The organism is Nitrospina sp. P1_D6 (genome assembly GCF_052156615.1).
Classification (GTDB): Bacteria; Nitrospinota; Nitrospinia; order Nitrospinales; family Nitrospinaceae; genus Nitrospina.
In genome coordinates this window covers 189315-211766 of record NZ_JBQKUN010000005.1, presented here as the reverse complement: position 1 = coordinate 211766, position 22452 = coordinate 189315, and the positions used below count along the sequence as shown (strand labels likewise).

Genomic DNA, 22452 nt, shown 5'->3' with positions numbered 1-22452 from the left:
TTATAAAGGTTTATTAGCCAGAGAGAAAACCGATTTCAGGGTTGCGGGAGGCCCGGGTGTCAGGCTTTTTCGCGGCACTTACCGGATTCGGGAAAGAAACTTAAACAAAAAAACGGCCGGATTCCCAACGAACCCGGCCGCTTCTTTAATTCTGCTTTTTGGGGTGCTTAGAATGTCCAACTTCCGTGGTTGGCCACGATCATGCACATCAGCATGGGGATGGACAGGATGGCATTGGTGCGGCTTGCCACAAAAGCGGTCTTTTTCGCCTTGGCCAGCGCATCGCCTTCCAGTTCGCCCGCGATGATCTTTTTCTGATTGGGCCAGATGAATGCCCAGACGTTGATCATCATGATGATACCCAAAACCATACCGATGTGAATCGTCATGCTGGGAATGCCTTCCACCTGGCCACGGCCGACGCCGTAGTAAATGATTCCCGACACGACGGTCAACCAGGCCATATGGCGAAACCACCAGAGGGCTTTCGGCAGGACGACCTGGGTATAAGGTTTGGCAGCTCCCTGTTCCGTCAATTGGGGCATGCTGGAAACCTGAATGATATTGAAAAACCAAAGCAGGCCAATCCAGAAAATCCCGAACACGACGTGAAAAAATTCAGCTACCCACATAAAATGTGCCTCCTTTATATATGCCTTGAAATTGCTGGTTTATGAAATTCGGATTTTTGAGAATCAAGCTCTGGGCCGAATGAGGACGGACAGACATTTTAGAAGTAAGATGGAAAATCGGGGTTAGAGATTCATCAATTTTGGAAAATTTTGGGAAAAATGGGCCGATTTAAATGCGCCCGAACGGATTTTCGTGCTTCCAGCCACAGGACGGAGTGGCGGATCAGCGTTCAAGGAGAAAGATCAACAGAGTCCCCAGGGCCAGCAGGTTGAAAATGAGGAGGGACCATGCCCAGCTTCGTGGCACCATCGCGCGCGAGGTGGGAACCTCCGGATCCGGGGCAGGGGAATTTCCGATGGCGGTGCCGGTGCGGGCCAACGCGTCCTGCAGGCTCCGGTTTTCCGCAGTCAGTTGTTCCACCTGCTTTTGCAATGAGTCTACCTGGTCGCGCAACTGCAGGCGCTCCACTTTAAGCGCTTTCGACCGGGCTATTTCCCGTTCCAGGGCTTCTTCCGGTCCCCGGGTGATGCCTTCGCTTTCGGGCGGGTCGTCCCAGTCTTCGGTCATGGTGCTGGAGGCTTTCTCCCACCGGATGATGTGGCGTCCGACAGGTGATTTCAGGCTGTATTGCTGGCGGCGTGAAAGCGGCCGCTTGCTTCCATCAGCCGTTGCATGTGGCCCGGCGATAATATGAGGTCGCCCGCCTGGGCGAACTCCCGGATCTGCGTGGATTTTTTGGAACCGACCACCGCCGTCACCACGTTGTCCTGTGCCAGCACCCAGGCGAGGCTGACGTTCACCGGGGCGGTGTCCAGCTCCTGGGCGACGGCTTCCACTTCTTCCCGAACGGGTTTGGAATTCGAAAAATAAGGCTCCTGGTACAGATAGTATTCCCGACGTGTGGGTGCCTTGCGTGCGGTAGCGTCGATGCGTCCCGCCAGGAGTCCCCGTGCGGTGGGGGAATAAATCATGTAGCCGATCTTGTTCTGCTTGCAGGCGTCCAGCGTCCGGCCCTCGTATTCGCGTTGCAACAAATTGTAGGGAATCTGGTTGATGGTAAATGTGCCGGCGCGGTCGCCAAGAAGTTGCAGGTCGGTGGAATCAAAATTGGACAGGCCCACCGTGCGGGCTTTGCCGCTGTCTTTGAGTGCCTGCATGATTTCGCACAGTTTGCGCGATTTCTCAGGCGAGTTGAAGAAAGTACCCGGCCAGTGGACGAGGTACACATCGACATAATCCCTGTCGAGCGCCTTCAGGGTCCCGTTCAGGCGTTCTTCATACGCGTCGCGGGTGAGGTCCGCATCCGGCCAGATTTTGGAAATGATGAGAACGTCGTTCTTTTTGCTGCCGAGGGCCTTGCCGAGACGCCGTTCGGATTCCCCATCACCATAGCCTTCGGCGGTGTCGAAGGCGGTGATGCCGCCGTCCAGCGCGGCCTTCACGGAGGCGTCCGCCTCCTCCGGCGTGGCGTAGTCGCCCCAGCCGCCGCTGGGGGCGATTTGCCAGCATCCGAAAGTGATCACGCTCCAAGGTATGTCCAGGCCCTTTACGGAGACGGTTCGCATGTTACCTCACGATCATGGTGAAACTGCGGTAGCGGTAATGGGGACCTTCCGTCTTGATGGTGGCGGCGAAGGGTTCGCCTTCCTTTTCCACTTTCTCGATGTGTTTCTTGAAGCGGTACAGGCGGTATCCACCGATCAGAGCCGCGGCGCCGACAATCAGGATCAACGTTGCGAACAGGAATCCCAAAAGCGCCGGATACAGGAAGATCAGTACGGCAAGCGTAATCAATGCGACACCAAAAATCAACACCGACCACTGTAATGAATTGTAGCCTTCAGTGAACAAATCCTTGGGTTGATGGGTACGTTGGAACATAGGGCCTCCTTTTTAAAAGGCTCCATTGCCTTTCATACCACATACATAAAATCGCGACGGGGCCGGGTCAAGACCCGTGTGTGCCGATTGGGGCGAATTTTGGAATTCAGGCGGGCTTTTCCAGCAGGCGGCGGATCCGGTTGAAATCCCGTTTCTGCCGGGAAAGGGGCCGACGCCAGTTGACCACGCGCGGGCTGGGATGATACAGGGCCAGCAGCGTGAATGTTGCCAGATTCTGCGGTTTGGCGAGCACCTCGGCCAGCTTGAACCGTGTGCCTTTGAGGCGGTTGATGGCATCGAGGCCCACCGTGCCCAGAGTCACCACCACGCGCGGCTGGATGATTTCCAGCGTTTCCTCCAGGAATCCGGCGCAGGTGTCTATTTCTTTGGTTGTGGGGCGACGGTTGTTGCCGTTTTCCAGGGGATTGCACAGGACAGCGTTGGTGACGAACACGTCGTTGCGGGTGAGGCCGATATGGGCCAGCAGAATCTCGAAGTTTTTTCCTGACTGGTCACCGGAAAAAGGAACGCCGGTGCGGGCGGCGCCGAATCGGCCGGGGGCTTCGGCAACAAACACCACCTCGGCGTTGAGACTGCCGTTGCGGTCGCTCAAAATGGCCTGCTCGGATGCCAGCCGGGGACACTGTATGCATTCGGCGGCACGTGTGGAAAGCGAAAGAAAGTGGCGGCGTTTGGCGGATGCACTCATGGTGCGGTTCCCTCTCAGGAATTTTCCGTCTTGTCGCGGCGGGCGGGGTCGTTGGTCAATTCGTCTTCCGTCTCGTCCTCCTCGTCATCGTCGCTGGAGCGGCAGATGACAAGGAAACCGACGAGCAACAGCACGCTGGCCAGAATGGTGAACAGAATGTCCATGACGCCTCACGCAAATCAGAACGGCTTGACGGTGGCGAAATAGATCATGCCGCCGCCAATGAGGAAAATCGCAATATGCACCATCATAGCGTATTTCTTCGGCAACGTGTCTTTATTGATTTGAACGCCGTTCTGGAACCCCAGCGCGATGAGCACCAGCAAAAGCCCCAGCTTGGGATAAATCCATTTCGATTCGTTGAACACGCTGGTGGTGACGGCAAGGTAAATGCCGGACAGGATGGTGACACCGAGGATTGGGTAGTAGATGAATTTGTGGATGCGCTTCTGGGTTTTGCGCAGGCCGTCGCGTTCCTCCGCAGACTTGAGTCTCAGGCGAAACACCACGGTGAGCGATTGCAGAAACAATGTGCCCACCACCAGGCACATGGAAACCATATGAAGGGTCAGAAAGAAATTTTTCATGGACTCGAAACCGCTCCGTGTGACTTGATCAGGGACTGTTCTCAACCGCCGGTTTATCCGGGCCGGCTCTCCAGTATACGAGGCTGGAGACCATGAGTGCCATGCCGACGCCGCAGTAGATTGCCGCCACCACCACATATCCCCCCAGGTGTTCGTTCAACGCGCGGAGCATGAAGCCGAGGCCCATCATGGCCGCAATAAAGATATAAAACGGTTTTGCGTACACATGATGGAACTTGAGCGGAGGTGTGAGGTTGTCAATACGGTTTTTGTTGCGCCGCGCGGTTTTAGTGAGCACAAATTTGCCTTTCACCGCGCCGATCAAAAGCCCTGCGGCCAGCGAGATGAACACCGCATTCTGGGACGAACCCTGGGTTTCGATGGCAAGGAAGTACATGCCGATGCCGCGTACCAGCAAAAACAGGCCCACCAGGCCCCAGATGCTGCCCGCAAGCGTGTACAGTTGGTTTTTAGTCATGATGTCATGGCTTTCCAGCCGCCCGAGTCTCAAAACCAGATGCCGGGCTGGGTTAAGGGTTTGTGCCTGCGTTCAGGGATTGGCCTTGCGGTCGCTGAACGGTTTGCCACGGACGGGCCGGGTCGCCATCCGTCCGCTTTTGCTTTTATAGAGCAGGCGGGTCTCGCCGTTTCTCAGGTCCACCAGGTACCCGTCCTGCCCGATCCCCTCCGTGGTCCACATGTAGGGCAGGGGGCCGGCGGGAAACACAGGGTTCAGGTGAATTTCGTGTTCGTACTTGTCGCGGTTCACAGGATCGGGTTCAATGAGCGACTTGCACTCCTCGACTTCCGGAAGCCGCCATTCGTCGAAACCTGCAAATTTGTTGGTCGTCAGCTTTTTGCAGTATTCCAGCGCTTCATCCCAGGTCAGCCATTTTTGTTCGGCCTGCCAGGAGTCTTCCTTTGTCCACAGCAGGTCGTGAAGGGTGTCCTTGATGGTGCCGTCGCCGTTATCGATAAATCGTTCTTTGTCGCTCATGGTTTCAGTGTGAAAGGGCGGTTTCGTTTCCGAGGGGATCCAGGGAAATCCGATTCAGCCGGTCGTTGAGGGCATCCAGATCGAAACGGGGCGGGTTTTTCAGCTGCGCCCGTTTTTTAATATCTCCAAAGGCCCATTTCAGAAGAAGGTCCGAGTAACACAGCCAACGCGTCCGCCGCAAAATGCGGCGTACCGTGGACCGCGAGATTTTAACCGGATCGTCGGAGTTGAGCAACGACTGGTTGTTGTGGAGAACAGCGACGGTCTCCATCGCCATCCATAACGGCCAGATGCAGAACAGCCGGATACGCGTCTGGTTTCGGGGAATGGCCAGAGTGAATCGCAGGGCATCCTCCAGGTGGCCCAGGGTTTTGTGTAGAAGGCGTTCCATTACTTCGAGATTCTGATTGATGGACGTGCCGGCGTTGAACTCCTCCACCGTCAGCCCCTGCCCGGTGATATAAGAACGCGGGATGTACGACCAGCCGCGGCCACGATCCACAATAATGTCCTTGGAGATATTCGTCATCTGCAAACCCAGTCCAAAGGAAACCGCGGTACGCTGCATGGTCTCCCTGGATTTTGGCGACAGGTTCGGGATCTCCTGGAAGAACAGGTTGCACAGCATTTCGCCCACCAATCCGGCGACAAAGTAGCAATATTCTTCCAGCTCGTGTTCGTCTTCAAGCAGGGTGATTTCGTTGAACGAGAATTTCTGCTGGAAGTAGGCCATGCCCCGTGCCATGCGCGAGACCGAGGGTACGATCTGTTCCTGATGGTTCACGGGTAGAGAGTCGAACACGTTGAACACGCGCGGCGTATTGATCAGCAGGTCGAGATCGTTTTCCGAGCCGTCCACGGCGCGGCAATCCTCCACCCAGCCATCCAAATTCCGGGCACGGTGGTCCGGGTCCTCAATGATTTGCGAGAACTCCTGCAGGAGGCGGATTTTGATCTTGGGATCGAGCTCCGCTGCGTCTTCCACGGTATCGACGATGCGGCAGAACAGGTAGGCGGTCAGGATACTGCGGTGCAGGTCATCCTTGAGAACGGTGATATTGAGAGCGAAGGTGCGGCTGACCTTCGGCAACATCTGTTTGCAATATTCCCAATCCTGCATTGTGTATCCAAAGTACGGGACCCGTCATGTGGGGTGACCCTCCGGAATGAGGTCAAAAGGCCTAATGTGTGGCCTGTGACATTTCTTCCATTTCCTGCGCGATTTTCAAAATGGCAGTGTGGACTTCGTTGATCACGTATTCCGGGGTGCTGGTTCCGGCGGTGATGCCCACGTGTTTTTTATTGGTGAACCAGCTTCGGTCCAACTGGGTGGCGGCTTCAATGTGATGCGCTTCCACATCTTTCTCGTCGCACACCTGGACCAGCTTCTTGGTGTTGGAGGAATTGTAACCGCCGATGACGATCATCAGGTCCACCTGGTCGGCCAGGTCGCGCACCGCAATCTGCCGGTCGCGGGTCGGCTGGCAGATGGTGTTGACGAAGGCAACGTCTTCCACGCAGTCCATCTCGCGGATTTTACGCACCAGGTTCTCCACCTTTTCCATCTGCTGGGTGGTCTGGCTGACGATGCCGAACCGCTTGGTGGGCGCGGCACGCAGTTTCTCGAGATCCTCTTCATTGTTGATGACAATGTAGTCGTCCAAATCGCCGACGATGCCCTTCACTTCCACGTGTTCTTCCTGCCCGATGACAACGGGGAAGTAGTTCTGCTCGACCATGCTCTTGACGGTTTTGTGCACGCGCATGACGAGGGGGCAACTGGCGTCGTAAACGATGTGCCCGGCTTCCACCAGCGCCTCTTTCATTTTTTCGGCGGCGCCGTGGGCGGTGATCATGACTTTTTTGGTTTTGATTTTATCGAGATCATCGATGCCGTTGACCAGATCGACACCGTTGCGTTTCAACGATTCATTCACCTGACGGTTGTGGACCAGCTGACCCACGATGGTGAGGTCGGATTTGAACTGAGGTTCCATCGCCAGATTGATGGCGTCCTTGACGCCGAAACAGGTGCCGAGCGCACTTGCGAGGGATACTTTCATCGTCCGTCCTTATTCTGGAAATGTGGAGTGAATACCCGGAAGTGGGTTTTTCGTTAACGGTTTAAGTTCAAAATCATAACAGAATGCAGGCGGTATGGGAATAAAAAACCGTTTTGCCCATAACTGCGGAATCACTTGAAAATGAGGTTTTTGACCAGCTGCCAGGTGGTCTGGCGGCCGATTTCAGCGATGCTTTCGGTCAATGGGATGTTTTTGGGGCAGACTTCCACACAGACCTGCGCGTTGCCGCAATCGGCGATGCCGCCCTTGCCCATCACCGCCTCCAGACGCTCCTCCTTTTCCATTGCGCCGGTGGGGTGCATGTTGAACAGCCGCACCTGGCTGAAGGTGGAGGCACCCAGGAAGTCGTTGTCCAGCGCGAACTGCGGACAGGCCTCCAGGCAGCAACCGCAGGTCATGCACTCGGAGAGCGCGTAGGCGGCGTTGCGCCGTTTTTCGGAAATTATCGGGCCTTCGCCGATGTCGTGACTGCCGTCGATGGTGATCCAGGCATGGACTTTTTTCAGGTTCTCGAACATGCGGGTGCGGTCCACCGCGAGGTCCCGCACTACCGGGAACTTTTTCATCGGTTCCAGCACAATCGGTTTTTCCAACTGGTGCACCAGTGCCGTACAGGACTGACGGACGCGGCCGTTGATGTTCATGGTGCAGGAGCCGCACACTTCCTCCAGGCAGTTACACTCCCAGACCACAGGCGTCACGGTTTGACCGTCGGCGGTGACCGGGTTTTTCTGGATGTCCATAAGACAGGAAATCACGTTGGCGTTTTCCCGGTCAGGCACCTCAAATTCCTGCCAGTACGGTTTGGAATCCGGGGTGTCCTGCCGCTTGATTTTCAGTCGAACTTTTTTCTGGTTGCTCATGTCCTGCCGCCTCACTCGTATTTGCGCGGACGCGGGGTGATCTGCGATGTGTCCACGTCCTCGTAATGGATTGCGGGCTCCCCATCCTTGTACTCCGCGATGGTGGTTTTCAGCCATTCCCGGTTGTTCGCCTCGAAACGTTTCATGTATTCCAGGTGTCCGGATCGGAACTCGCTTTCGTCCACCTCCCCGTATTGGCTTTTTTCCAGGTAATCGACGTATTCGTGTGGATCGAAATTGTCCGGCTGTGTCAGGTCGAATTCCGGCTTGTAATGGGCGCCGCGGAATTCGTTGCGCCTGAGCGCGCCGATGGTGATGATCTTCGCCAGGTGGATCATGCAGTGCAATTGGTTGATGAAGCTCGGCGCCGGGTTGGACCAGTGGGTGGTGTCCAGGCACTTCACGTCGCGGAACCGTGTCTGGATGTCGTGGATCAGGGTCAATGCCTTTTCCAGCTTCGGGTTCTCCCGTACGATCAAAACATTTTTCATCAGGATGTCGCCCAGTTCTTTTTGCAGGACATGCGGGTTTTCCTTGCCGTTCATGCGTTTGATGTCTTCGAATCGCGATTCCCATTGTTTGCGAGCATCTTCGAATACCTGCGACGACACATCCTCGTGGTGCATGTCGAGGTTTTTGCTGTACTGGATCATGCCCGGACCCATCATGAGTCCCGTGTAGATACAGCTCAATAAAGAGTTCGCACCCAGCCGGTTGGCACCGTGGAACTGGTAATCCGCTTCGCCTGCGGCATACAGGCCGCGGATGTTGGTCATCTGGTTGCGCGGCGACCGGTGGTCGATGAGCCCGTGTGCCTCGCTTTCGTAATCCGTCCAGATGCCGCCCATTGAGTAATGCACGGCAGGAAAAATTTTCATCGGCACCTTGTGCGGGTCGTCGCCGGTGAACTTTTCGTAGATTTCAAGAATGCCGCCCAGGCGCTCGTTGAGGTAGTCCTCGGTATGATGGGTGAGGTCCAGATACACCATCTGCTCGCCGCCGACGCCCAACCCCTGGTTGATGCAGACGTCGTAGATCTCGCGCGACGCCACATCGCGCGGCACCAGGTTGCCGAACAGGGGATGGTTTTCCTCGAGGAAGTAGTACCGTTCCGCATCCGGGATGTCGAGCGGGTTGCGGTCGTCGCCCGCCTTGCGCGGCACCCAGATGCGACCGCCCTCGCCACGCGCCGACTCGCTCATCAGCCGCAGCTTGTCCTGCCCCGGGATGGCGGTGGGGTGGATCTGGATGAATTCGCCGTTGGCGTAGCGCGCTCCCTGCAGGTAGGCGGACATCGCCGCCGCGCCGTTGCACACGGTGGAGCCGGTGGCCTTGCCGTACACCTGTGTCGGTCCGCCGGTGGCCAGCACGACGCCGTCGCCTGCCAGGGTGAAGATCTCTCCCGTGTGCAGGTCGTGGATCACCGCGCCGCGACAGGTGCCGGTCTCATCGATCACCGCCCCCAGGTATTCGTGCCATTCGAGTTTGGTCACCTGCCCGTCGGACTCGTACCGTCGTACCTGCTCGTCCAGGGCGTACAGGAGTTGCTGTCCCGTGGTGGAGCCGGAAAACGCGGTGCGGTTGTACAGCGTGCCGCCGAAGCGGCGGAAATCCAGGTGTCCTTCCGGGGTGCGGTTGAAGGTGACGCCCATGCGGTCCATCAGGTGAATGATGGCCGGGGCCTGGAAACACATGTCGCGCACCAGCGGCTGGTGGGCAAGGAAATCGCCGCCTTTGACCGTGTCGTAGAAATGGATGTCCGGCGAATCGCCCTCTCCCTTGGAATTGATGGCGGCGTTGATGCCGCCCTGCGCACACACCGAGTGGGACCGCTTGACCGGCTGGTAGGAAACCAGCAATACCTGGGCGTTGTTCTCGCACAGCTTCATGGTGAGAGACAGGCCCGCAAGGCCCCCGCCAATGACGATGAATTTGGGTTGACGCTTGGGCATCACAGGCCTCCCACTTTGGTGGGCTCCACTGGAACCGGGTTCAGTGAAAACTCAACCACGGTGGCGAGGCCCAGTACCGTCAGCCCCAGTCCGATCAGGATAAACGCGATTCCCGCGTTTCTCTGCGCTCTGGGTCCGACGATGATGCCCCACGAAATGCAGAATCCCCACAACCCGTTGCCGAAATGAAACGTCGCCGCGACGATGCCGATGAGGTAAATGATGCGCCCCGTCCAGGTCTGGAATTCGTCGTTCATCACGCCGATCAGAAACGGGGCCGCCTGGAACTCGTTGTGTCCGTACCAAAGCTTCGGCACGACAGTGGTGCTCATGTGGTAAACCAGGAAAACAAACACAATGGCACCGGTCAGCCGTTGCATCGTGTACATCCAGTTGCGCGGGTAACGGTATCGAATGAAGTTGTACTTCGCAATGGAGGTCAGGTAGAAACCCATCACCGAATGAAACAGGATGGGAATGTAGAGCACGAAGATTTCGATCCAGATCAGAAACGGCAGGTTGTTGATGACGTCGATGCTGAGCTGGTAGGGGAACACGCCGACGGTGCGCAGGCTGTTGACCGCGAGATGGAAGACCAGAAAGATGCCGATGGGGATGAGACCGGTCAGGGAGTGGATTTTTAGAAGAAGAAAATGCGCCTGGTCTCGCTGGATCGCGCCCATGGTCTCGTCCACGTGAAGAAGATTGGAACCGCCGCGCTCTTACTCGAATTGCCGACCCAAGGGACGCACCGGGCGGATGACAGGGTGCGCTCCTTCCGGCAAACCGACCCGTAAAACGGGTCTGTATTTTTCATTTTACGCGATTGAGCTGTGCAGGGGAACGATTTAATTACGCCGCTTTCGACGCATCATAAACAGGCTGGGAAAAACAGGGTGGGTTCAGAAATCGTATTCGAGGAGCGGCCGGTGTTTGTAATCAGGGTCGACCGGTTTGTCGTTGCGGGTGATCATGAGCTTCTTCGGCTCTTCGACGAAAAGATCGACGAATCCGCACTTGCCGCACACGCGGGGCTGAAGCGGCACTTTCTTCTCGATACCGTGGTCCTTGCGCACGACCATGATGAGTTCCAGGTCCCGGCTCGTACGAAGACCGATGTCTCCCTTCAGGATACTCTCCTCACCACATTTGGAACATGCGTTGGGATCACTCATGCCGGGCCCCTCCTGTGAAAGGTCGATGGATGAGGGGAGGAAAACCTCCCCCTGCCATCAGGTCAGCCGCCATTATAGCACAAGGGTGAATGGGCGTTAAGGGATTCCCACTCAAGGCGTTTTTGCATTACGGACGTTGTACGTACAGCGGAGCTGATTCCACGAACACGCGGGCGATCGGCACTTCCTTGCCTTCACGGTTGATGAGTGCGTTGAGTTCCTTGCTGGCATGGAACACCGGTTTCTTGCGTGCCGGAATTTCGATGGGCTCGCCGGTCACCGGTTTTTTGCCGATGCGGGCCGGGTATTCGCGCACCCGGAAGGAACCGAATCCCTGGATCACCACGCGTCCTTCTTTCTCCAGATTGGACATGATGCCTTCCACAAACGTGAGCAGAATGCGGTCGGCTTCCTGCTTGGAAATGTCCAGTTTTTGAGCTAACTTGTTGGCCAGATCGGATCGAATCATTGCTACCCCCCATTGGTAAAAAGTTGGTTTCGCACTATGACTTCAAGAACCGTGCCAATGCAGTCTTAACGGCATAACCCCTTGATTTCTGAATGTTTTGAAAAAAGCCGTTTTAGCGAGGGGGTGATTTGTTTATCTTTTTTCATAAACCGGCTTGAAAGAAAGTGAACAGTTGATATCCGTTGAATTTGGCCTATGAAGAACCTGTTGATTTACCTGACTCACCCGCATGTGGGGGTGTGGAACCTGCAGGACCGGCATGTTGAGCAATTAAGTGCACAGTTTCCGGGGTTTCGGATTGTAAAATGCCTGCATTCAAAGGAATTTTTGGAAGGAATTTCCGAGGCGGACGCGGCGATCTGCTGGTATTTTCGCCGCGAATGGGTGGAGCGGGCCTCACGCCTGCAATGGATTGCCACCCCCGCAGCCGGGAGTGACTGGATCGACCTCCCCGCTGACTCCAGCATCACCATCCACCATGGCGGCTTCCACGGATGGATGATGGCGGAGAGCGTGCTGGGTGCGATGCTTTATTTCTGCAAGGCCTTCGAGCCGTCGCGCCGCTTCCAGAAACAGAAGAAGTGGGCGCGTATCAAACTCTCCCAACAGATCACGTCCCTCTACCGGGCGCGGGTGACCATCCTCGGTTTCGGCCGGATTGGCCAGACCATAGGCCGGGTTGTGAAACCCTTCGGCAGCCTTGTGACGGGCGTGCGCCGGCGGACGGATGCAAGGCCGGATTACTTTGATGAGGCCGACCGTATCGTTTCCGTCGATCGCCTCGACGACGTCCTGCCGGAGACGGATCACCTTGTCCTCGTCCTGCCAGGTGGGAAGGAGACCGACGGACTGCTCACCGCCGACCATTTTGCCCGGCTCCCCGCCCACTGCCACCTCTACAACGTGGGCCGGGGCAACCCCTACCGGGAAGAAGATCTGGTGCGGGCCCTCGAGACCCCGCAGATTGCCGGAGCTTACCTCGATGTGTTCGACGAGGAACCCCTGCCGGAATCGTCGCCTCTCTGGAGCTTCGACAACGTCCTCATCCAACCCCATCTGTCCGCAGCCTCGCCGCAGTACCTGGATCTTTTTATTCAGGAATTGGTTGAAAAATTAAAAAGGTGAATGGACTCGTGAGCGGGCCGGTTTTTGTGGGGGAGGTCAGTCGCCCAGGAAGGGGTTGTTGATGCCGCTTTCCAGGTTCTCGGTGATGGCCTGGGTGCGCCAGATGATTTCGATGATCTCGAAGATGCGGTTGGCGATGGAATCGGCTTTCGAGCCGTATCGGGAAATGACCACGCCGGCGTCGCCGATCAGCCCCCAGATGGGATCGAGGTTGACCGATTTTTTGTGCAAAATCTGCAGTGACCGTTGAATGCGGTTGATGAGCCGGGTCATGTGGTTTTCGTCGAGGTAGTCGGAGCGGGACACGATGTGCCCCAAAAGCCGCAGGAGATTCTGCGTCTTGCGCAAGTCACCGTCGGAGAACTGGTAGGCGAAGCTCCTGCCGAATTTCTGCGCGTACTGGTCCTTGATCAACTGAAAGTCCAGTTTTTCCTGGACCATCTTGAGCTGGCGGAGCTTGCTGTTGGCGTAGTGGTTGAAGGCTTTGCTGATGTTGAGGACGTTTTCGTCCTTGTTGTTGACGTTCAGATCGGGAAACACGATTTTAAGGTCGTGCGCTTCGGAATACGCCTGCAATACGGCATAAGCCTTCAGCATGTCCGGATAATGCCCGTTGAAATCCGGATGCTTCTTCATTTTGAAGCGGTTGGCGCTTTCCCACTCCTGAAACTTGCCGATCAGCTTTTCCAGAGCGTCCACCGGGTTGTCCGGCAGGTTGTCCAGAAATTCGTCAGTAAACATAATTTGCTCCACCCCAAATGGGGTATCGAACGTGAGGCCCCAATCCTCTATCGGTCATATAAATTATATACTTGAAAGCTTTTTGTCCGAAGAAAAATTGAGAACCGGGATATTCGGCACTTCTAAAATCACGCAGGTGGGTTTTTAAGGTGATGGTCGGTGGTGATCTGGAACCGGTGGCCGACGTTCAACAACAGCGCTTCGTCGAAGTGGCGGCCCATGAGTTGCAGGCCGATGGGCAATCCCTCCTTGGAATGGCCGCAGGGGACGGACAAGGCGGGAATGCCCGCCAGGTTGGCCGACAGGGTGAGCAGGTCGGAAAGATACATCTGCAAGGGGTCGTCCAGTTTTTCGCCCAGCCTGAACGGCAGGGCAGGCGCAACCGGCGCGGCCAGAACATCGCATTTCCTAAGAGCGGCGTCAAAATCCTGCTTGATCAGGGTCCTCACCTTCTGTCCCTTCAAGTAATACGCGTCGTAATATCCGGAACTCAAAACGAATGTGCCGAGCAGGATGCGGCGTTTGACTTCCTCTCCGAATCCTTCCTCGCGGGTGTGTGTGTACATATCGAGCAGGTTCTCCGCGTTTTCGGAGCGGTAACCGTACTTCACGCCGTCGTAGCGCGACAGGTTGGTGCTGGCCTCGGCGCAGGCGAGAATGTAATACGCCGCCACGGCATACTGGGTGTGCGGCAAGCTGACTTCCACGCGTTCCATGCCCAGTGATTCCATGTGCCGGATGGCCGCTTCCACAGCCGCCTGCACCTGCGGATCGATGCCGTCGGTGAAGTATTCCTTAGGCACGCCCACCTTCAACCCTTTCACGTCGCGGTCGAGCGTCGCGGTGAAATCGGGTAGTTCCACGTTGGCGCAAGTGGAGTCCATCGCATCGTGTCCGCCGATGACGTTGAGCAGGGTCGCGGCGTCTTCCACCGTTTTGGTCATGGGGCCGATCTGGTCGAAAGACGAGGCGAACGCCACAAGGCCGAAACGGGACACGCGGCCGTAAGTGGGTTTGAGTCCGGTGATGCCGCAAAAGCTGGCGGGCTGGCGGATTGAGCCACCGGTGTCGCTGCCCAAAGCCGCAACGCATTCGTTGGCGGACACTGCCGCCGCCGATCCACCGCTCGATCCGCCGGGAACGCGGGTCTTGTCCCACGGGTTGCGCGTGACATGGTGATACGCGGTTTCGTTGGACGAGCCCATAGCGAACTCGTCCATATTGGTCTTGCCGATCAGAACCGCCCCGGCATCTTTCAGGCGCGCCACCACCGTTGCGTCGTAGGGCGCGACGAAGTTGTCGAGGATGCGCGACGAACAGGTGGTGCGGGTGTCTTTCACGCAGATGAGGTCTTTGACGGCGATGGGCACCCCGAGCAAGGGAGCGTCTTCTCCTCTGGCGATGCGTGCATCCGCGGCCTGGGCCTGCTCTTCCGCCAGTTCGCGCGTCAGATGGGCGTAGGCGCCGATGTCTTTATCCACCTTGTCGATGCGCTGGTAATACTCTTCCAGCAGGTCGAGCGATGAGTAGGATTTCGCCTTCAGGTGTTTGCGGGCCTCGGCCAGGCTGGGTCTTTGCATGGCTACGAGATGATCTTGGGCACTTCGTAATGCCCCTTGGCGGCGCGCGGCGCGAGCGACAGGTAGTCGGCTTCCGGAAACCGCACCATCGCTTCGTCTTCACGCAGGACATTCTGGAGCGGCAGGACGTGCGAGGTCGGTTCCACGTTTTCGGTATTCAGCGTGCCGAGGTGGTCGATGTACTCCACGATTTTCTGGAACTGCGGGCCGAGCTTCTCCCTTTCTTCCGGGGTCAGCTCCAGCCGGGCGAGGTGGGCGATTTTTTGAATGTCGACGTTGTCGTGGGACATGATGTTGTGTGAATCAAACGAAAAAGAGAAGGGGGGAACAGTTTCGTGGGATCAGCCTTCTTTCTTTTTCTTGCCTTTTTCCGCCAGCATCTTTTCCCTGTAGTCGATCTTTGCCACCTTGCGGGTCAAGCGCTTGAATTTCTTTTTGGATTGGCGCAGATTCGAATCGTATTTGTTATCTCCCGCTTTTTTCTTTGCTTCCTCTTTTGCCGATTTGGCCTTGTCGATGTGGCCTTTCAACTGTTCCTTCGTTGCCATGGTTGTGTCTGCCTCGATTGGGTAAAGGGTTGAGATTGGGGCTCGTTTATACCAGATTTCCGGCCTTTCCGCAAACCTTCTGAGAGGAAGTAACGGGAAAGCCGGGTCCGGCTCCCCCATTTGCCCTAAAGGCCTTCGTGGGTTTTGAACTGATAGTCGTGTCCGTTGGTGGTGAGGGTGATGGCGCCATGCCGGTCGGTGCGCCACACGCGGGTGCCCTGGTCTTCAAGCCGCTTCAGGGTTTCATCATGCGGGTGGCCGAAGGGATTGACGTGGCCCGCTGAGATGAGGGCGTCCTTCGCCCCGACGGCCTTTAAAAAATCCGGGGAACTGGAATAACGGCTTCCATGATGCGGCACTTTCAGCACGTCCGCCCCAAGCGGCTTTCCGGAGGCGACCAGGTGGGCCTCGGCCTCGGCGGTGATGTCTCCGGTCAGCAACAGGCTGAACTCGCGGAAATCAAGGCGCAACACCCAGGACAGGTCGTTGTCGATGCGCCGGGGTGGAAGGCCCACGGTCTGAATAAAAGGTCCGGCCGGATGCAGGGCGGTGAGATGCACTTCCCCGAATTCGAGGGTCTCTCCCGGCACGAGAATGAGACGCTTTGTTCCGCTTTCATGAAGCGTCTGATGCAAGTGATCGATCTTCGTGTCGGCGATGGGCGGGGTGCGGTCGAGAAAATGCCCCACTTTCATCAGCTTTGACAGGGAGAGCAGGCCGCTGATGTGGTCGTGGTCCGAATGCGTCGCGGCGAGGTAATCGAGACCGCGCTCCCCCCGGTGCCAGAGGAAACGGCCCACCACCGCCTTGCCGATATCGAGGGCGTCGCGGTAAAAGCCGCCGCCGTCGATCAGGAGGGTTTCGCGGTTGGGGAATTCGACGAACACGCTTTCGCCCTGGCCGACGTCGAGCATGGTTATCTTCAGTGTGTCGGTCTGAAACCTGGGAAACTGCGGCCACATCCACCAGACAAACACGCCAAGAGCGCAAACCACGAGCCCTGCCGCCTGACTGCGTTGCGGTGTCAGCAACTTTTGAGACGGGATCTCCTCCGTTGTCTTCGCGGTCAGGTGGTAACGATACAGATACGCGGGAACGCCCAGCACCAGCGCGATATAAAACACCAGCCAGAAGTCCGGCGGGGTCGGTACATAAAATGAGGCGAAATCAAACGATGCGGCCCACACCGGGAGCGCGACGAACACGCCGAGGAGTCCATCGACGCCGCTCATCAAAAAATCGGAGAGCGTCGGGAACGCGGCATTGAGGAGGGCGATCAACAACGTGGCCGGGATGAGCAGGGATGCCAGAGGCACCAGCACCAGGTTCATCAGGAACCCGACTGCGCTCACCCGGTTGAACTGGTACACGAGCGCGGGAAAGGTGCCGAGGATGGCGGCGGCGGAGACAAACGCCGTGCCGTAGACAAAGCGCAGAGCGGAAGAGATCGCCCCGCCGTGCTCGTCCTGCAATCCAGGCAGGCGACGGTACCAGGGTGGTTCTCCCAGACGATCGACCGCATCCCCTTGCACCTGCATCAGCATGCGGTGCAGGTACAGAATGGCGAACACCGCACCAAAGGACAATTGAAAACCGGGAGTGAGGAATGCCCCGGGACTCCACAGCAAAATACCGAACGCCGCCACCAGCAGGGCGTTCAGCACGCTGCGTTCGCGGTCGGCAAGCACGGCGATCAGGAAGAGGATCACCATCGTTCCGGCGCGGAGGGCTGAGACCTTGTTTCCCACCAGGATCAGGTACATCAGTACAGGCAGAAAACAGAATGCCACCGCCCATTTTTGTGTGCGCCCGAGGTACACCCAGCGCGGGCGGTATCTTGAAAACAGTTTCCACAAGACGGGGTGAATGAGGAAGTACGTCGCGGCCGCGACGAAACCGATATGGAGACCCGACACCGCCATCAGGTGTGCCACGCCGGTGGCGCGAAATGCTTCCTGCATTTCCTCGCTCAGAAACTCTTTCTCCCCCAGCACCATGCCCCGCAACAACGCCCCTTTATGTGCATCGAGGTTGCGGTCAAGCAGCGCCCGTATGGAATGAAGCATCGCTTCGTGCAGGCGGGAGAGGGCGGTGGCCTCCGTCGAATCGATGCGCTCCACGCGTTCCGCTTTCGACACACCGCCGGTGACGTCGATTCCTTCCGTCCTCATGTAGTGTTCGTAATCGAATCGGCCGGGGTTTTTAAAATTGCGTGGACGTTTCAACCGCAACTGGTGGACGCGGATGCGATCGCCTTCGCGCAGGTCCGGTTTCGCTTCGTACACGGTGATGCGGGCGCGTCCGGTGACCGGGATGGGCGTGTCGTGGTATTGGAGGGATTCGAGATCGAGATGCACACGCACGCGATCAGGGTAATGCTGCGGGGGTTGGATGACCACGCCGGTGATATCGCCGCGGCGCCGGTCCTCAACATGATTCAGGATGTGGGCTTCGGGACGCAGTGCCGTGTCGCGATAAGACGTCGTCGCCCCCAACACGAACAGCGCTGTCAGCAAAATGAACTGCCACGCGGCGCGAATGCAAAGCCGCCGGGCGCACCCAACTGCGAGCGCCAGTGTAACGAATGCCAGCGCACCGGGGAACAAAAATTCCCGGGAGGCGGGATGGGCGAGAAAAATTCCCGAAAGGTAAAATAAAAAGTAAGGAAGCAACGGTCCCATAACCGTGGGCCTTGACTCTACCGGGCCACCAGCGCCAGGTCGATCTGTTTCTTTGCCATGTCCACCCTTTGCACCCGCACCTTGACCGGGTCGCCAAGCCGGTACGCCTTGTGTTTGTGCTGGCCCTTGAGCGCATGCTCGTGTTCGAAAAACACGTAGTAATCGTCCGACAGAGTCGACACCCGCACCAGTCCCTCGACAAACACGTCAGCGAGCTCCACGAAAAAACCGAAGGAAGTGACGTTTGAGATGTGGCCTTTGTGCGTGGAGCCCAGCTTGTCGGCCATGAACTGCACGCGGCGCAGGTCGCTGACCTCGCGCTCGATTCCCATGGCCTTGATTTCCATGTCGGTGGACTGCTCGGCGGCCTTGGCGGTCTGGCTCATCAGCTGCTTGCGCTCTTTGAGCGAACATTTCTTTTTGCCCAGGTACTCCTTCACCACGCGGTGGGTGAACAGGTCCGGGTAACGCCGGATGGGCGAGGTGAAGTGGGTGTAGTGTTCGAAGCCGAGGCAGTAGTGGCCGGGGTCTTTTTCCGAGTACACGGCTTTTTTCATTGAGCGCAACAGCACGTAATTGAGCGCACGCTCCTCCGGTTTGTCGCGGGCACGTTCCAGAAGTTTTTGCAGGTGCGTGGATTTCACCTTCTTGAACGATGGCAGGCGGTAACCGAAGTCCGCGGCGAACTCTCCGAAACGGTGAATGCGGTCGGCGTCCGGTTCTTCGTGAATTCGGTGAATGACTGGCAGGTTCTTCTTCGCCATGTCTTCGGCGACGACTCGGTTGGCCGACAGCATGAACTCCTCAATGATCTCATGCGCGATGTTGTGCGGCGCTTTGCGGATGGTCTGGATTTTACCGTCCTGCGTCATCAGGATCTCCGCCTCGGGAATGTTGAAATCGACACTGCCTTCCTGGAACCGTTTCTTGCGCAGGATGCGGCTCAGCTTTTCCATGTCCTTCAGCATGGGCATGACCTCGTCGAACTGTCCTTCCGGGTCGCCGTCTTCCAGCAGAGACGCCACTTGTGTGTAGGTGAAGCGGATCTTGCTTTCAATGATGGAGTCGTAGATGTCGTAGTCCACGACTTGGCCCTTGCTGTTGAACACGATGTCGCAACTGAGCGTCAGGTGTTCCTCGTTGGGCCGCAGGCTGCACACCTCGTTCGACAATTTGAACGGAAGCATGGGGATGACCCCCTCGGCGTAGTAGATGCTGGTGCCGCGCTTGAACGCTTCTTCATCCAGGGGCGAGTTTTCGGTGACGTAATGGCTGACGTCGGCAATGTGCACTCCGAGGCGGTACAGGTCTTTTTCGCGGGTGAGCGTCACCGCGTCGTCGAAATCCTTGGCGCGTTCTCCGTCGATGGTGAAGATGAGTTGATCGGTCAGGTCGCGCCGCCGGGACCGTTCTTCATCGGAAATTTCAAGGCTCAGTTTCTTCACCTGCCGCAGAACCTTGGTCGGGAATTCCTGCCGGGCGTCGTGCTTGTGGAATATGGAGCGCAACTCCACCGCAGGGTCGTCCGCAGGGCCCAGCACCTGGATGACGCGTCCGACCGGGGGATGGTGCCGCGTCGGGTAATCGACGATCTCCACCTGCACCATCTCGCCGGACTGCGCTCCCAGGATATCCTTGCCGGGGATGAACACGTCCTGGAAGTACTTGGCGTCGGAAGGCACCACCCAGCCGTCGCGGTTGAGCGCTTCGAACAGGCCCACCAGTTTCTGGGTACGGCGTTCGAGGATGCGGATGACGCGTCCTTCCGGACGCGAGTAACCGCGGTATTGCGACTCGATGCGCACCACGATCTTGTCCTGGTGCATGGCGCCGCCCATCTTCTGGCGGCTGATGTAGATGTCCGGCTCCTCGCCTTCACGGATGAGGAAGCCGTAGCCGTCCGGGTGGCCGTGCAGGAGGCCGGAAACGAGGCTCATTTCGTCCGGGAGGCCGTAGCGGCCGCCACGCAGTTTGACGACGGAGCCTTCGCCCGCGAGGTCCTTGAGCAAGTGACGGAACTCTCGGCGCTGGGTTTCCGGAATGCCGAGCGTTTTCATCAGCTCGGAAAACTTCATCGGCCGGTTGGTTTTTTCGTGGAGGAGTTTGAGAACGACGGATTCGCTGAGTTCCATAAGGGGGCAGGTCACGATTAGAATGTTTCTTCATCGTAACATCAACCCCATTCCCTGCGAAACCGAATCGGCAGTGACTCATCCAAATCTCTTTTTTCTTACCCGTTCAGGCGTTTTGCTTTTTGAAAGCAACTCCCCTATAATCCTTTGAAATTTTGCGAATCAAGGGTTTGAGACATGAAAGTTCAGTTGGACTGGCTTAGGCAATACGTGAAGTGGGACATGTCCAAGGAAGACCTGTGTCACCTGTTGACCATGGGCGGGCTGGAAGTGGAAGCCGACGAACCGGTGGACCTGGGCGGAGGCAACCTCACCGAGGTGGTGGAGTTGAACGTCACGCCCAACCGCGGATACTGCCTGAGCCACCTGGGTGTGGCGAGGGAAATCGCGGGTTTCACCGGAGCCGCGTTCCGTTCGCCGGAGCCGGACCCCGAGCTGGAAAAAGCATTCACCTCGAGACCGGCCGCCGATGCCCTGCAGGTGGATAACGAAGAGACCGGGTTGTGCCCACGTTACGCCGCCCTGGTCATCGACAACGTCAAGGTCGCGCCGTCTCCCAGGTGGTTGCAGGAACGGTTGATCGCCATCGGACTCCGTCCCATCAACAACATCGTGGACATTACTAACTTCGTGATGATGGAATACGGACAGCCCCTGCACGCCTTCGACCTGAACCTGCTCAAAAACCGCCGTATCCTCATACGTCGTGGCCGGGACAGGGAAGCGTTCGTGGCGCTGGACGGCACGCAACTGCGGCTCGATCCCGACGCGCTGGTCATCGCGGACGGAGAAAAGCCCATCGCGCTGGCTGGCATCATGGGCGGCGCCAACAGCCAGGTGAACAAGGACACGACCACCGTGGCTCTGGAAAGCGCGTACTTCGATCCCGTCACCGTTCGGCAGGCATCCAAGAAGTACGGCCTGCGCTCGGATTCCTCGTATCGCTTTGAGCGCGGCGCCGACATTGAGGCCGTCATCACCGCACAAAGCCGGGCGGCGTTGTTGATCCGCGAGCTGGCGGGAGGCGAGATTTTAAACGGCCGTTTCGATATCTATCCCAACCCTGTGCCGCGCAAACAGATTTCTCTCCGCGTCTCCCGTACCAACCAGGTGCTGGGCACTGAGTTGCAGGCGGACAAAATTGTTAAATACCTGAAGGGACTGGGACTGGAAATAGCCAAAGAAGAACAGGCCGGCGAACGATTTCTGGTGGAAGTGCCGGCCTTCCGCCCGACCCTGCAACGCGAGATCGACCTCATCGAAGAAATCGCAAGGCTGGACGGCTATGACCAGGTTCCTGTTACCAGTCCGAGAGGGGCGTTGTCGCCGGTGATCGATTCGCCGACCCGCACCCTCGTGCAGGAGGCCCGCGCACGGTTGTGCCACCTGGGGTACGCCGAGGCGGTGAACTACAGTTTCATTGAAAAGGAATACGCGACGAATTTCATGACGGCGTTCGCGCCCGGGGTTGCCGGGACGATCGATCTCGACAACCCGATCAGTGCCGATCTCGGCACCATGCGCACCAGCCTCATTCCCGGTCTTTTGAAGACCGCGATCAGCAACATCAATAAAGGGAATAAATCAGTGCGCCTGTTTGAGGCCGGCAGCATTTTCCACCAACCCAACGGCGGGCAGAAGGCGGTTCAGAATACCTGTATTGCCGTGCTGGTTGCCGGACCGCATCCGACAAGCGTTTGGAAGGGGGCCAACGCCGGGCATGATTTTTTCGATATCAAGGGCGTGCTGGAATCGCTGCTGGAGGGCTTCGGCGTGAAAGCGCAAACCGGGTCCGCCAGCCGCGCCTTTCTCGATGCCGGGCAGTCGGCGGCCTGGACCGTGGAGGGCCGGGAGATAGGTTATTGCGGTAAAGTGGAAGGGAAACGGGCTTCCGCAATGGGACTCGACACCCCTGCTTATGTATTGGAGATTCACGTCGGTCTCCTGGCTGAGAGCCTGCCGGGTCGCAAAAAATTCCAGCCCCTGCCGAAGTTTCCCGAGACCTACCGCGACATCTCCATCCTGGTGGACAAGCCCGTGGCGTCGGGCGAGATCAGCGACCTCATCCGGGAGGCGGGACAGCCGTTGTTGAGCCGGGTGGAGTTGTACGATCAATTTGAGGGGAAGAAACTTCCGGAGGGGAAGAAAAGCCTCACCTACGCCCTTGCATTTCAGTCGCCGGACAAGACCCTGACCGACGAGGAAGTGAACCCCGTTTTCCAAAATATTGTGAAGGCACTGGACGACCAGGTGGGAGCCACTCTCCGCGACCAGTAACGGGTCCTGCCAGGCCGT

At 57.5% G+C, this 22452-nt stretch carries 24 protein-coding genes; 2 read left to right on the top strand and 22 right to left on the bottom strand.

All coding sequences use genetic code 11. The annotated features are described in order from the left end of the window. Window positions 1-167: 167 nt before the first annotated feature. From ACTRXA_RS10605 to ACTRXA_RS10530, 16 genes are all read right to left on the bottom strand, one after another. Complete coding sequence (locus ACTRXA_RS10605) at window positions 168-632, bottom strand: urate hydroxylase PuuD (RefSeq protein ID WP_005005572.1); 465 nt, start codon at window positions 630-632, stop codon at window positions 168-170. A gap of 223 nt (window positions 633-855) precedes the next feature. Further along, window positions 856-1200, bottom strand: a complete 345-nt coding sequence (locus ACTRXA_RS10600; RefSeq protein WP_442427164.1) for a hypothetical protein — start codon at window positions 1198-1200, stop codon at window positions 856-858. Between the two features lie 50 nt (window positions 1201-1250). After that, a complete protein-coding gene (locus ACTRXA_RS10595) occupies window positions 1251-2198 on the bottom strand; it encodes an aldo/keto reductase (protein WP_442427163.1) in 948 nt (315 codons plus the stop codon). A gap of 1 nt (window position 2199) precedes the next feature. Further along, window positions 2200-2514 (bottom strand): hypothetical protein, encoded by a 315-nt coding sequence (locus tag ACTRXA_RS10590; RefSeq protein ID WP_005005568.1) that lies wholly within the window; start codon window positions 2512-2514, stop codon window positions 2200-2202. 106 nt (window positions 2515-2620) lie between these two features. After that, the gene (locus tag ACTRXA_RS10585; RefSeq protein WP_442427162.1) at window positions 2621-3223 is read right to left on the bottom strand and encodes a uracil-DNA glycosylase; all 603 of its coding nucleotides are present in this window, start codon (window positions 3221-3223) and stop codon (window positions 2621-2623) included. Window positions 3224-3237: 14 nt separating this feature from the next. Next, on the bottom strand, window positions 3238-3387 hold the full coding sequence (locus tag ACTRXA_RS10580) for a hypothetical protein (RefSeq protein ID WP_442427161.1): 150 nt from the start codon (window positions 3385-3387) through the stop codon (window positions 3238-3240). A 15-nt stretch (window positions 3388-3402) separates the two neighbouring features. After that, on the bottom strand, window positions 3403-3810 hold the full coding sequence (locus ACTRXA_RS10575; RefSeq protein ID WP_442427160.1) for a hypothetical protein: 408 nt from the start codon (window positions 3808-3810) through the stop codon (window positions 3403-3405). A 28-nt stretch (window positions 3811-3838) separates the two neighbouring features. Continuing rightward, a complete protein-coding gene (locus ACTRXA_RS10570; RefSeq protein ID WP_442427159.1) occupies window positions 3839-4288 on the bottom strand; it encodes a hypothetical protein in 450 nt (149 codons plus the stop codon). Between the two features lie 72 nt (window positions 4289-4360). Next, window positions 4361-4807: a DUF1566 domain-containing protein gene (locus ACTRXA_RS10565; RefSeq protein WP_442427158.1), complete on the bottom strand. Its 447-nt coding sequence runs from the start codon at window positions 4805-4807 to the stop codon at window positions 4361-4363. Window positions 4808-4811: 4 nt separating this feature from the next. After that, complete coding sequence (locus tag ACTRXA_RS10560; RefSeq protein ID WP_442427157.1) at window positions 4812-5927, bottom strand: squalene/phytoene synthase family protein; 1116 nt, start codon at window positions 5925-5927, stop codon at window positions 4812-4814. A 61-nt stretch (window positions 5928-5988) separates the two neighbouring features. Beyond that, a complete protein-coding gene (gene ispH, locus ACTRXA_RS10555; RefSeq protein ID WP_442427156.1) occupies window positions 5989-6870 on the bottom strand; it encodes a 4-hydroxy-3-methylbut-2-enyl diphosphate reductase in 882 nt (293 codons plus the stop codon). 131 nt (window positions 6871-7001) lie between these two features. Beyond that, entirely contained in the window at window positions 7002-7754 is a 753-nt protein-coding gene (gene sdhB / locus ACTRXA_RS10550; RefSeq protein ID WP_442427155.1) for a succinate dehydrogenase iron-sulfur subunit, read from the bottom strand. Between the two features lie 11 nt (window positions 7755-7765). Beyond that, window positions 7766-9706: a succinate dehydrogenase flavoprotein subunit gene (gene sdhA, locus ACTRXA_RS10545; protein WP_442427154.1), complete on the bottom strand. Its 1941-nt coding sequence runs from the start codon at window positions 9704-9706 to the stop codon at window positions 7766-7768. After that, a complete protein-coding gene (locus ACTRXA_RS10540) occupies window positions 9706-10389 on the bottom strand; it encodes a succinate dehydrogenase (RefSeq protein ID WP_442427153.1) in 684 nt (227 codons plus the stop codon). Before ACTRXA_RS10540 ends, sdhA begins: the two co-directional genes overlap by 1 nt. 219 nt (window positions 10390-10608) lie before the next feature. Continuing rightward, window positions 10609-10881 carry a hypothetical protein gene (locus tag ACTRXA_RS10535; RefSeq protein WP_442427152.1) on the bottom strand — a complete coding sequence of 91 codons (273 nt, stop codon included), beginning with the start codon at window positions 10879-10881 and terminating at the stop codon, window positions 10609-10611. Between the two features lie 127 nt (window positions 10882-11008). Then, window positions 11009-11350: an HU family DNA-binding protein gene (locus tag ACTRXA_RS10530; protein ID WP_005005540.1), complete on the bottom strand. Its 342-nt coding sequence runs from the start codon at window positions 11348-11350 to the stop codon at window positions 11009-11011. A gap of 327 nt (window positions 11351-11677) precedes the next feature. Here ACTRXA_RS10530 and ACTRXA_RS10525 point away from each other — a divergent pair, with 327 nt between their 5' ends. Continuing rightward, entirely contained in the window at window positions 11678-12475 is a 798-nt protein-coding gene (locus tag ACTRXA_RS10525) for a D-2-hydroxyacid dehydrogenase (protein WP_442427151.1), read from the top strand. A gap of 36 nt (window positions 12476-12511) precedes the next feature. On the opposite strand, the gene ACTRXA_RS10520 is transcribed toward ACTRXA_RS10525, so the two are convergent. From ACTRXA_RS10520 to rnr, 6 genes are all read right to left on the bottom strand, one after another. Then, window positions 12512-13216, bottom strand: coding sequence for a hypothetical protein (locus tag ACTRXA_RS10520; RefSeq protein WP_442427150.1), 705 nt, complete (start codon window positions 13214-13216; stop codon window positions 12512-12514). Window positions 13217-13344: 128 nt separating this feature from the next. Next, on the bottom strand, window positions 13345-14796 hold the full coding sequence (gene gatA / locus ACTRXA_RS10515) for an Asp-tRNA(Asn)/Glu-tRNA(Gln) amidotransferase subunit GatA (protein WP_442427149.1): 1452 nt from the start codon (window positions 14794-14796) through the stop codon (window positions 13345-13347). Window positions 14797-14798: 2 nt separating this feature from the next. After that, window positions 14799-15086 (bottom strand): Asp-tRNA(Asn)/Glu-tRNA(Gln) amidotransferase subunit GatC, encoded by a 288-nt coding sequence (gene gatC / locus ACTRXA_RS10510; RefSeq protein WP_442427148.1) that lies wholly within the window; start codon window positions 15084-15086, stop codon window positions 14799-14801. 51 nt (window positions 15087-15137) lie between these two features. After that, complete coding sequence (locus tag ACTRXA_RS10505; protein WP_442427147.1) at window positions 15138-15344, bottom strand: hypothetical protein; 207 nt, start codon at window positions 15342-15344, stop codon at window positions 15138-15140. 125 nt (window positions 15345-15469) lie between these two features. Further along, window positions 15470-18025, bottom strand: a complete 2556-nt coding sequence (locus ACTRXA_RS10500; RefSeq protein ID WP_442427146.1) for a DNA internalization-related competence protein ComEC/Rec2 — start codon at window positions 18023-18025, stop codon at window positions 15470-15472. A 17-nt stretch (window positions 18026-18042) separates the two neighbouring features. Beyond that, a complete protein-coding gene (rnr, locus tag ACTRXA_RS10495; RefSeq protein WP_442427145.1) occupies window positions 18043-20172 on the bottom strand; it encodes a ribonuclease R in 2130 nt (709 codons plus the stop codon). 162 nt (window positions 20173-20334) lie between these two features. Here rnr and pheT point away from each other — a divergent pair, with 162 nt between their 5' ends. After that, complete coding sequence (gene pheT, locus ACTRXA_RS10490; protein WP_442427144.1) at window positions 20335-22434, top strand: phenylalanine--tRNA ligase subunit beta; 2100 nt, start codon at window positions 20335-20337, stop codon at window positions 22432-22434. The last annotated feature ends 18 nt before the right edge of the window (window positions 22435-22452 follow it).

What these genes read in the sequence shown, in the direction of transcription:
- ACTRXA_RS10560 (WP_442427157.1), bottom strand. Translation starts at nt 5,927, where the DNA reads ATGCAGGATTGGGAATATTGCAAACAGATGTTGCCGAAGGTCAGCCGC.
- ACTRXA_RS10570 (WP_442427159.1), bottom strand. Translation starts at nt 4,288, where the DNA reads ATGACTAAAAACCAACTGTACACGCTTGCGGGCAGCATCTGGGGCCTG.
- ACTRXA_RS10535 (WP_442427152.1), bottom strand. Translation starts at nt 10,881, where the DNA reads ATGAGTGATCCCAACGCATGTTCCAAATGTGGTGAGGAGAGTATCCTG.
- ACTRXA_RS10585 (WP_442427162.1), bottom strand. Translation starts at nt 3,223, where the DNA reads ATGAGTGCATCCGCCAAACGCCGCCACTTTCTTTCGCTTTCCACACGT.
- ACTRXA_RS10600 (WP_442427164.1), bottom strand. Translation starts at nt 1,200, where the DNA reads ATGACCGAAGACTGGGACGACCCGCCCGAAAGCGAAGGCATCACCCGG.
- gatC (WP_442427148.1), bottom strand. Translation starts at nt 15,086, where the DNA reads ATGTCCCACGACAACGTCGACATTCAAAAAATCGCCCACCTCGCCCGG.
- ACTRXA_RS10605 (WP_005005572.1), bottom strand. Translation starts at nt 632, where the DNA reads ATGTGGGTAGCTGAATTTTTTCACGTCGTGTTCGGGATTTTCTGGATT.
- ACTRXA_RS10575 (WP_442427160.1), bottom strand. Translation starts at nt 3,810, where the DNA reads ATGAAAAATTTCTTTCTGACCCTTCATATGGTTTCCATGTGCCTGGTG.
- sdhB (WP_442427155.1), bottom strand. Translation starts at nt 7,754, where the DNA reads ATGAGCAACCAGAAAAAAGTTCGACTGAAAATCAAGCGGCAGGACACC.
- ACTRXA_RS10590 (WP_005005568.1), bottom strand. Translation starts at nt 2,514, where the DNA reads ATGTTCCAACGTACCCATCAACCCAAGGATTTGTTCACTGAAGGCTAC.
- pheT (WP_442427144.1), top strand. Translation starts at nt 20,335, where the DNA reads ATGAAAGTTCAGTTGGACTGGCTTAGGCAATACGTGAAGTGGGACATG.
- ACTRXA_RS10530 (WP_005005540.1), bottom strand. Translation starts at nt 11,350, where the DNA reads ATGATTCGATCCGATCTGGCCAACAAGTTAGCTCAAAAACTGGACATT.
- ACTRXA_RS10500 (WP_442427146.1), bottom strand. Translation starts at nt 18,025, where the DNA reads ATGGGACCGTTGCTTCCTTACTTTTTATTTTACCTTTCGGGAATTTTT.
- ACTRXA_RS10505 (WP_442427147.1), bottom strand. Translation starts at nt 15,344, where the DNA reads ATGGCAACGAAGGAACAGTTGAAAGGCCACATCGACAAGGCCAAATCG.
- ACTRXA_RS10540 (WP_442427153.1), bottom strand. Translation starts at nt 10,389, where the DNA reads ATGGGCGCGATCCAGCGAGACCAGGCGCATTTTCTTCTTCTAAAAATC.
- gatA (WP_442427149.1), bottom strand. Translation starts at nt 14,796, where the DNA reads ATGCAAAGACCCAGCCTGGCCGAGGCCCGCAAACACCTGAAGGCGAAA.
- ACTRXA_RS10580 (WP_442427161.1), bottom strand. Translation starts at nt 3,387, where the DNA reads ATGGACATTCTGTTCACCATTCTGGCCAGCGTGCTGTTGCTCGTCGGT.
- ACTRXA_RS10595 (WP_442427163.1), bottom strand. Translation starts at nt 2,198, where the DNA reads ATGCGAACCGTCTCCGTAAAGGGCCTGGACATACCTTGGAGCGTGATC.
- ACTRXA_RS10520 (WP_442427150.1), bottom strand. Translation starts at nt 13,216, where the DNA reads ATGTTTACTGACGAATTTCTGGACAACCTGCCGGACAACCCGGTGGAC.
- ACTRXA_RS10565 (WP_442427158.1), bottom strand. Translation starts at nt 4,807, where the DNA reads ATGAGCGACAAAGAACGATTTATCGATAACGGCGACGGCACCATCAAG.
- sdhA (WP_442427154.1), bottom strand. Translation starts at nt 9,706, where the DNA reads ATGCCCAAGCGTCAACCCAAATTCATCGTCATTGGCGGGGGCCTTGCG.
- ispH (WP_442427156.1), bottom strand. Translation starts at nt 6,870, where the DNA reads ATGAAAGTATCCCTCGCAAGTGCGCTCGGCACCTGTTTCGGCGTCAAG.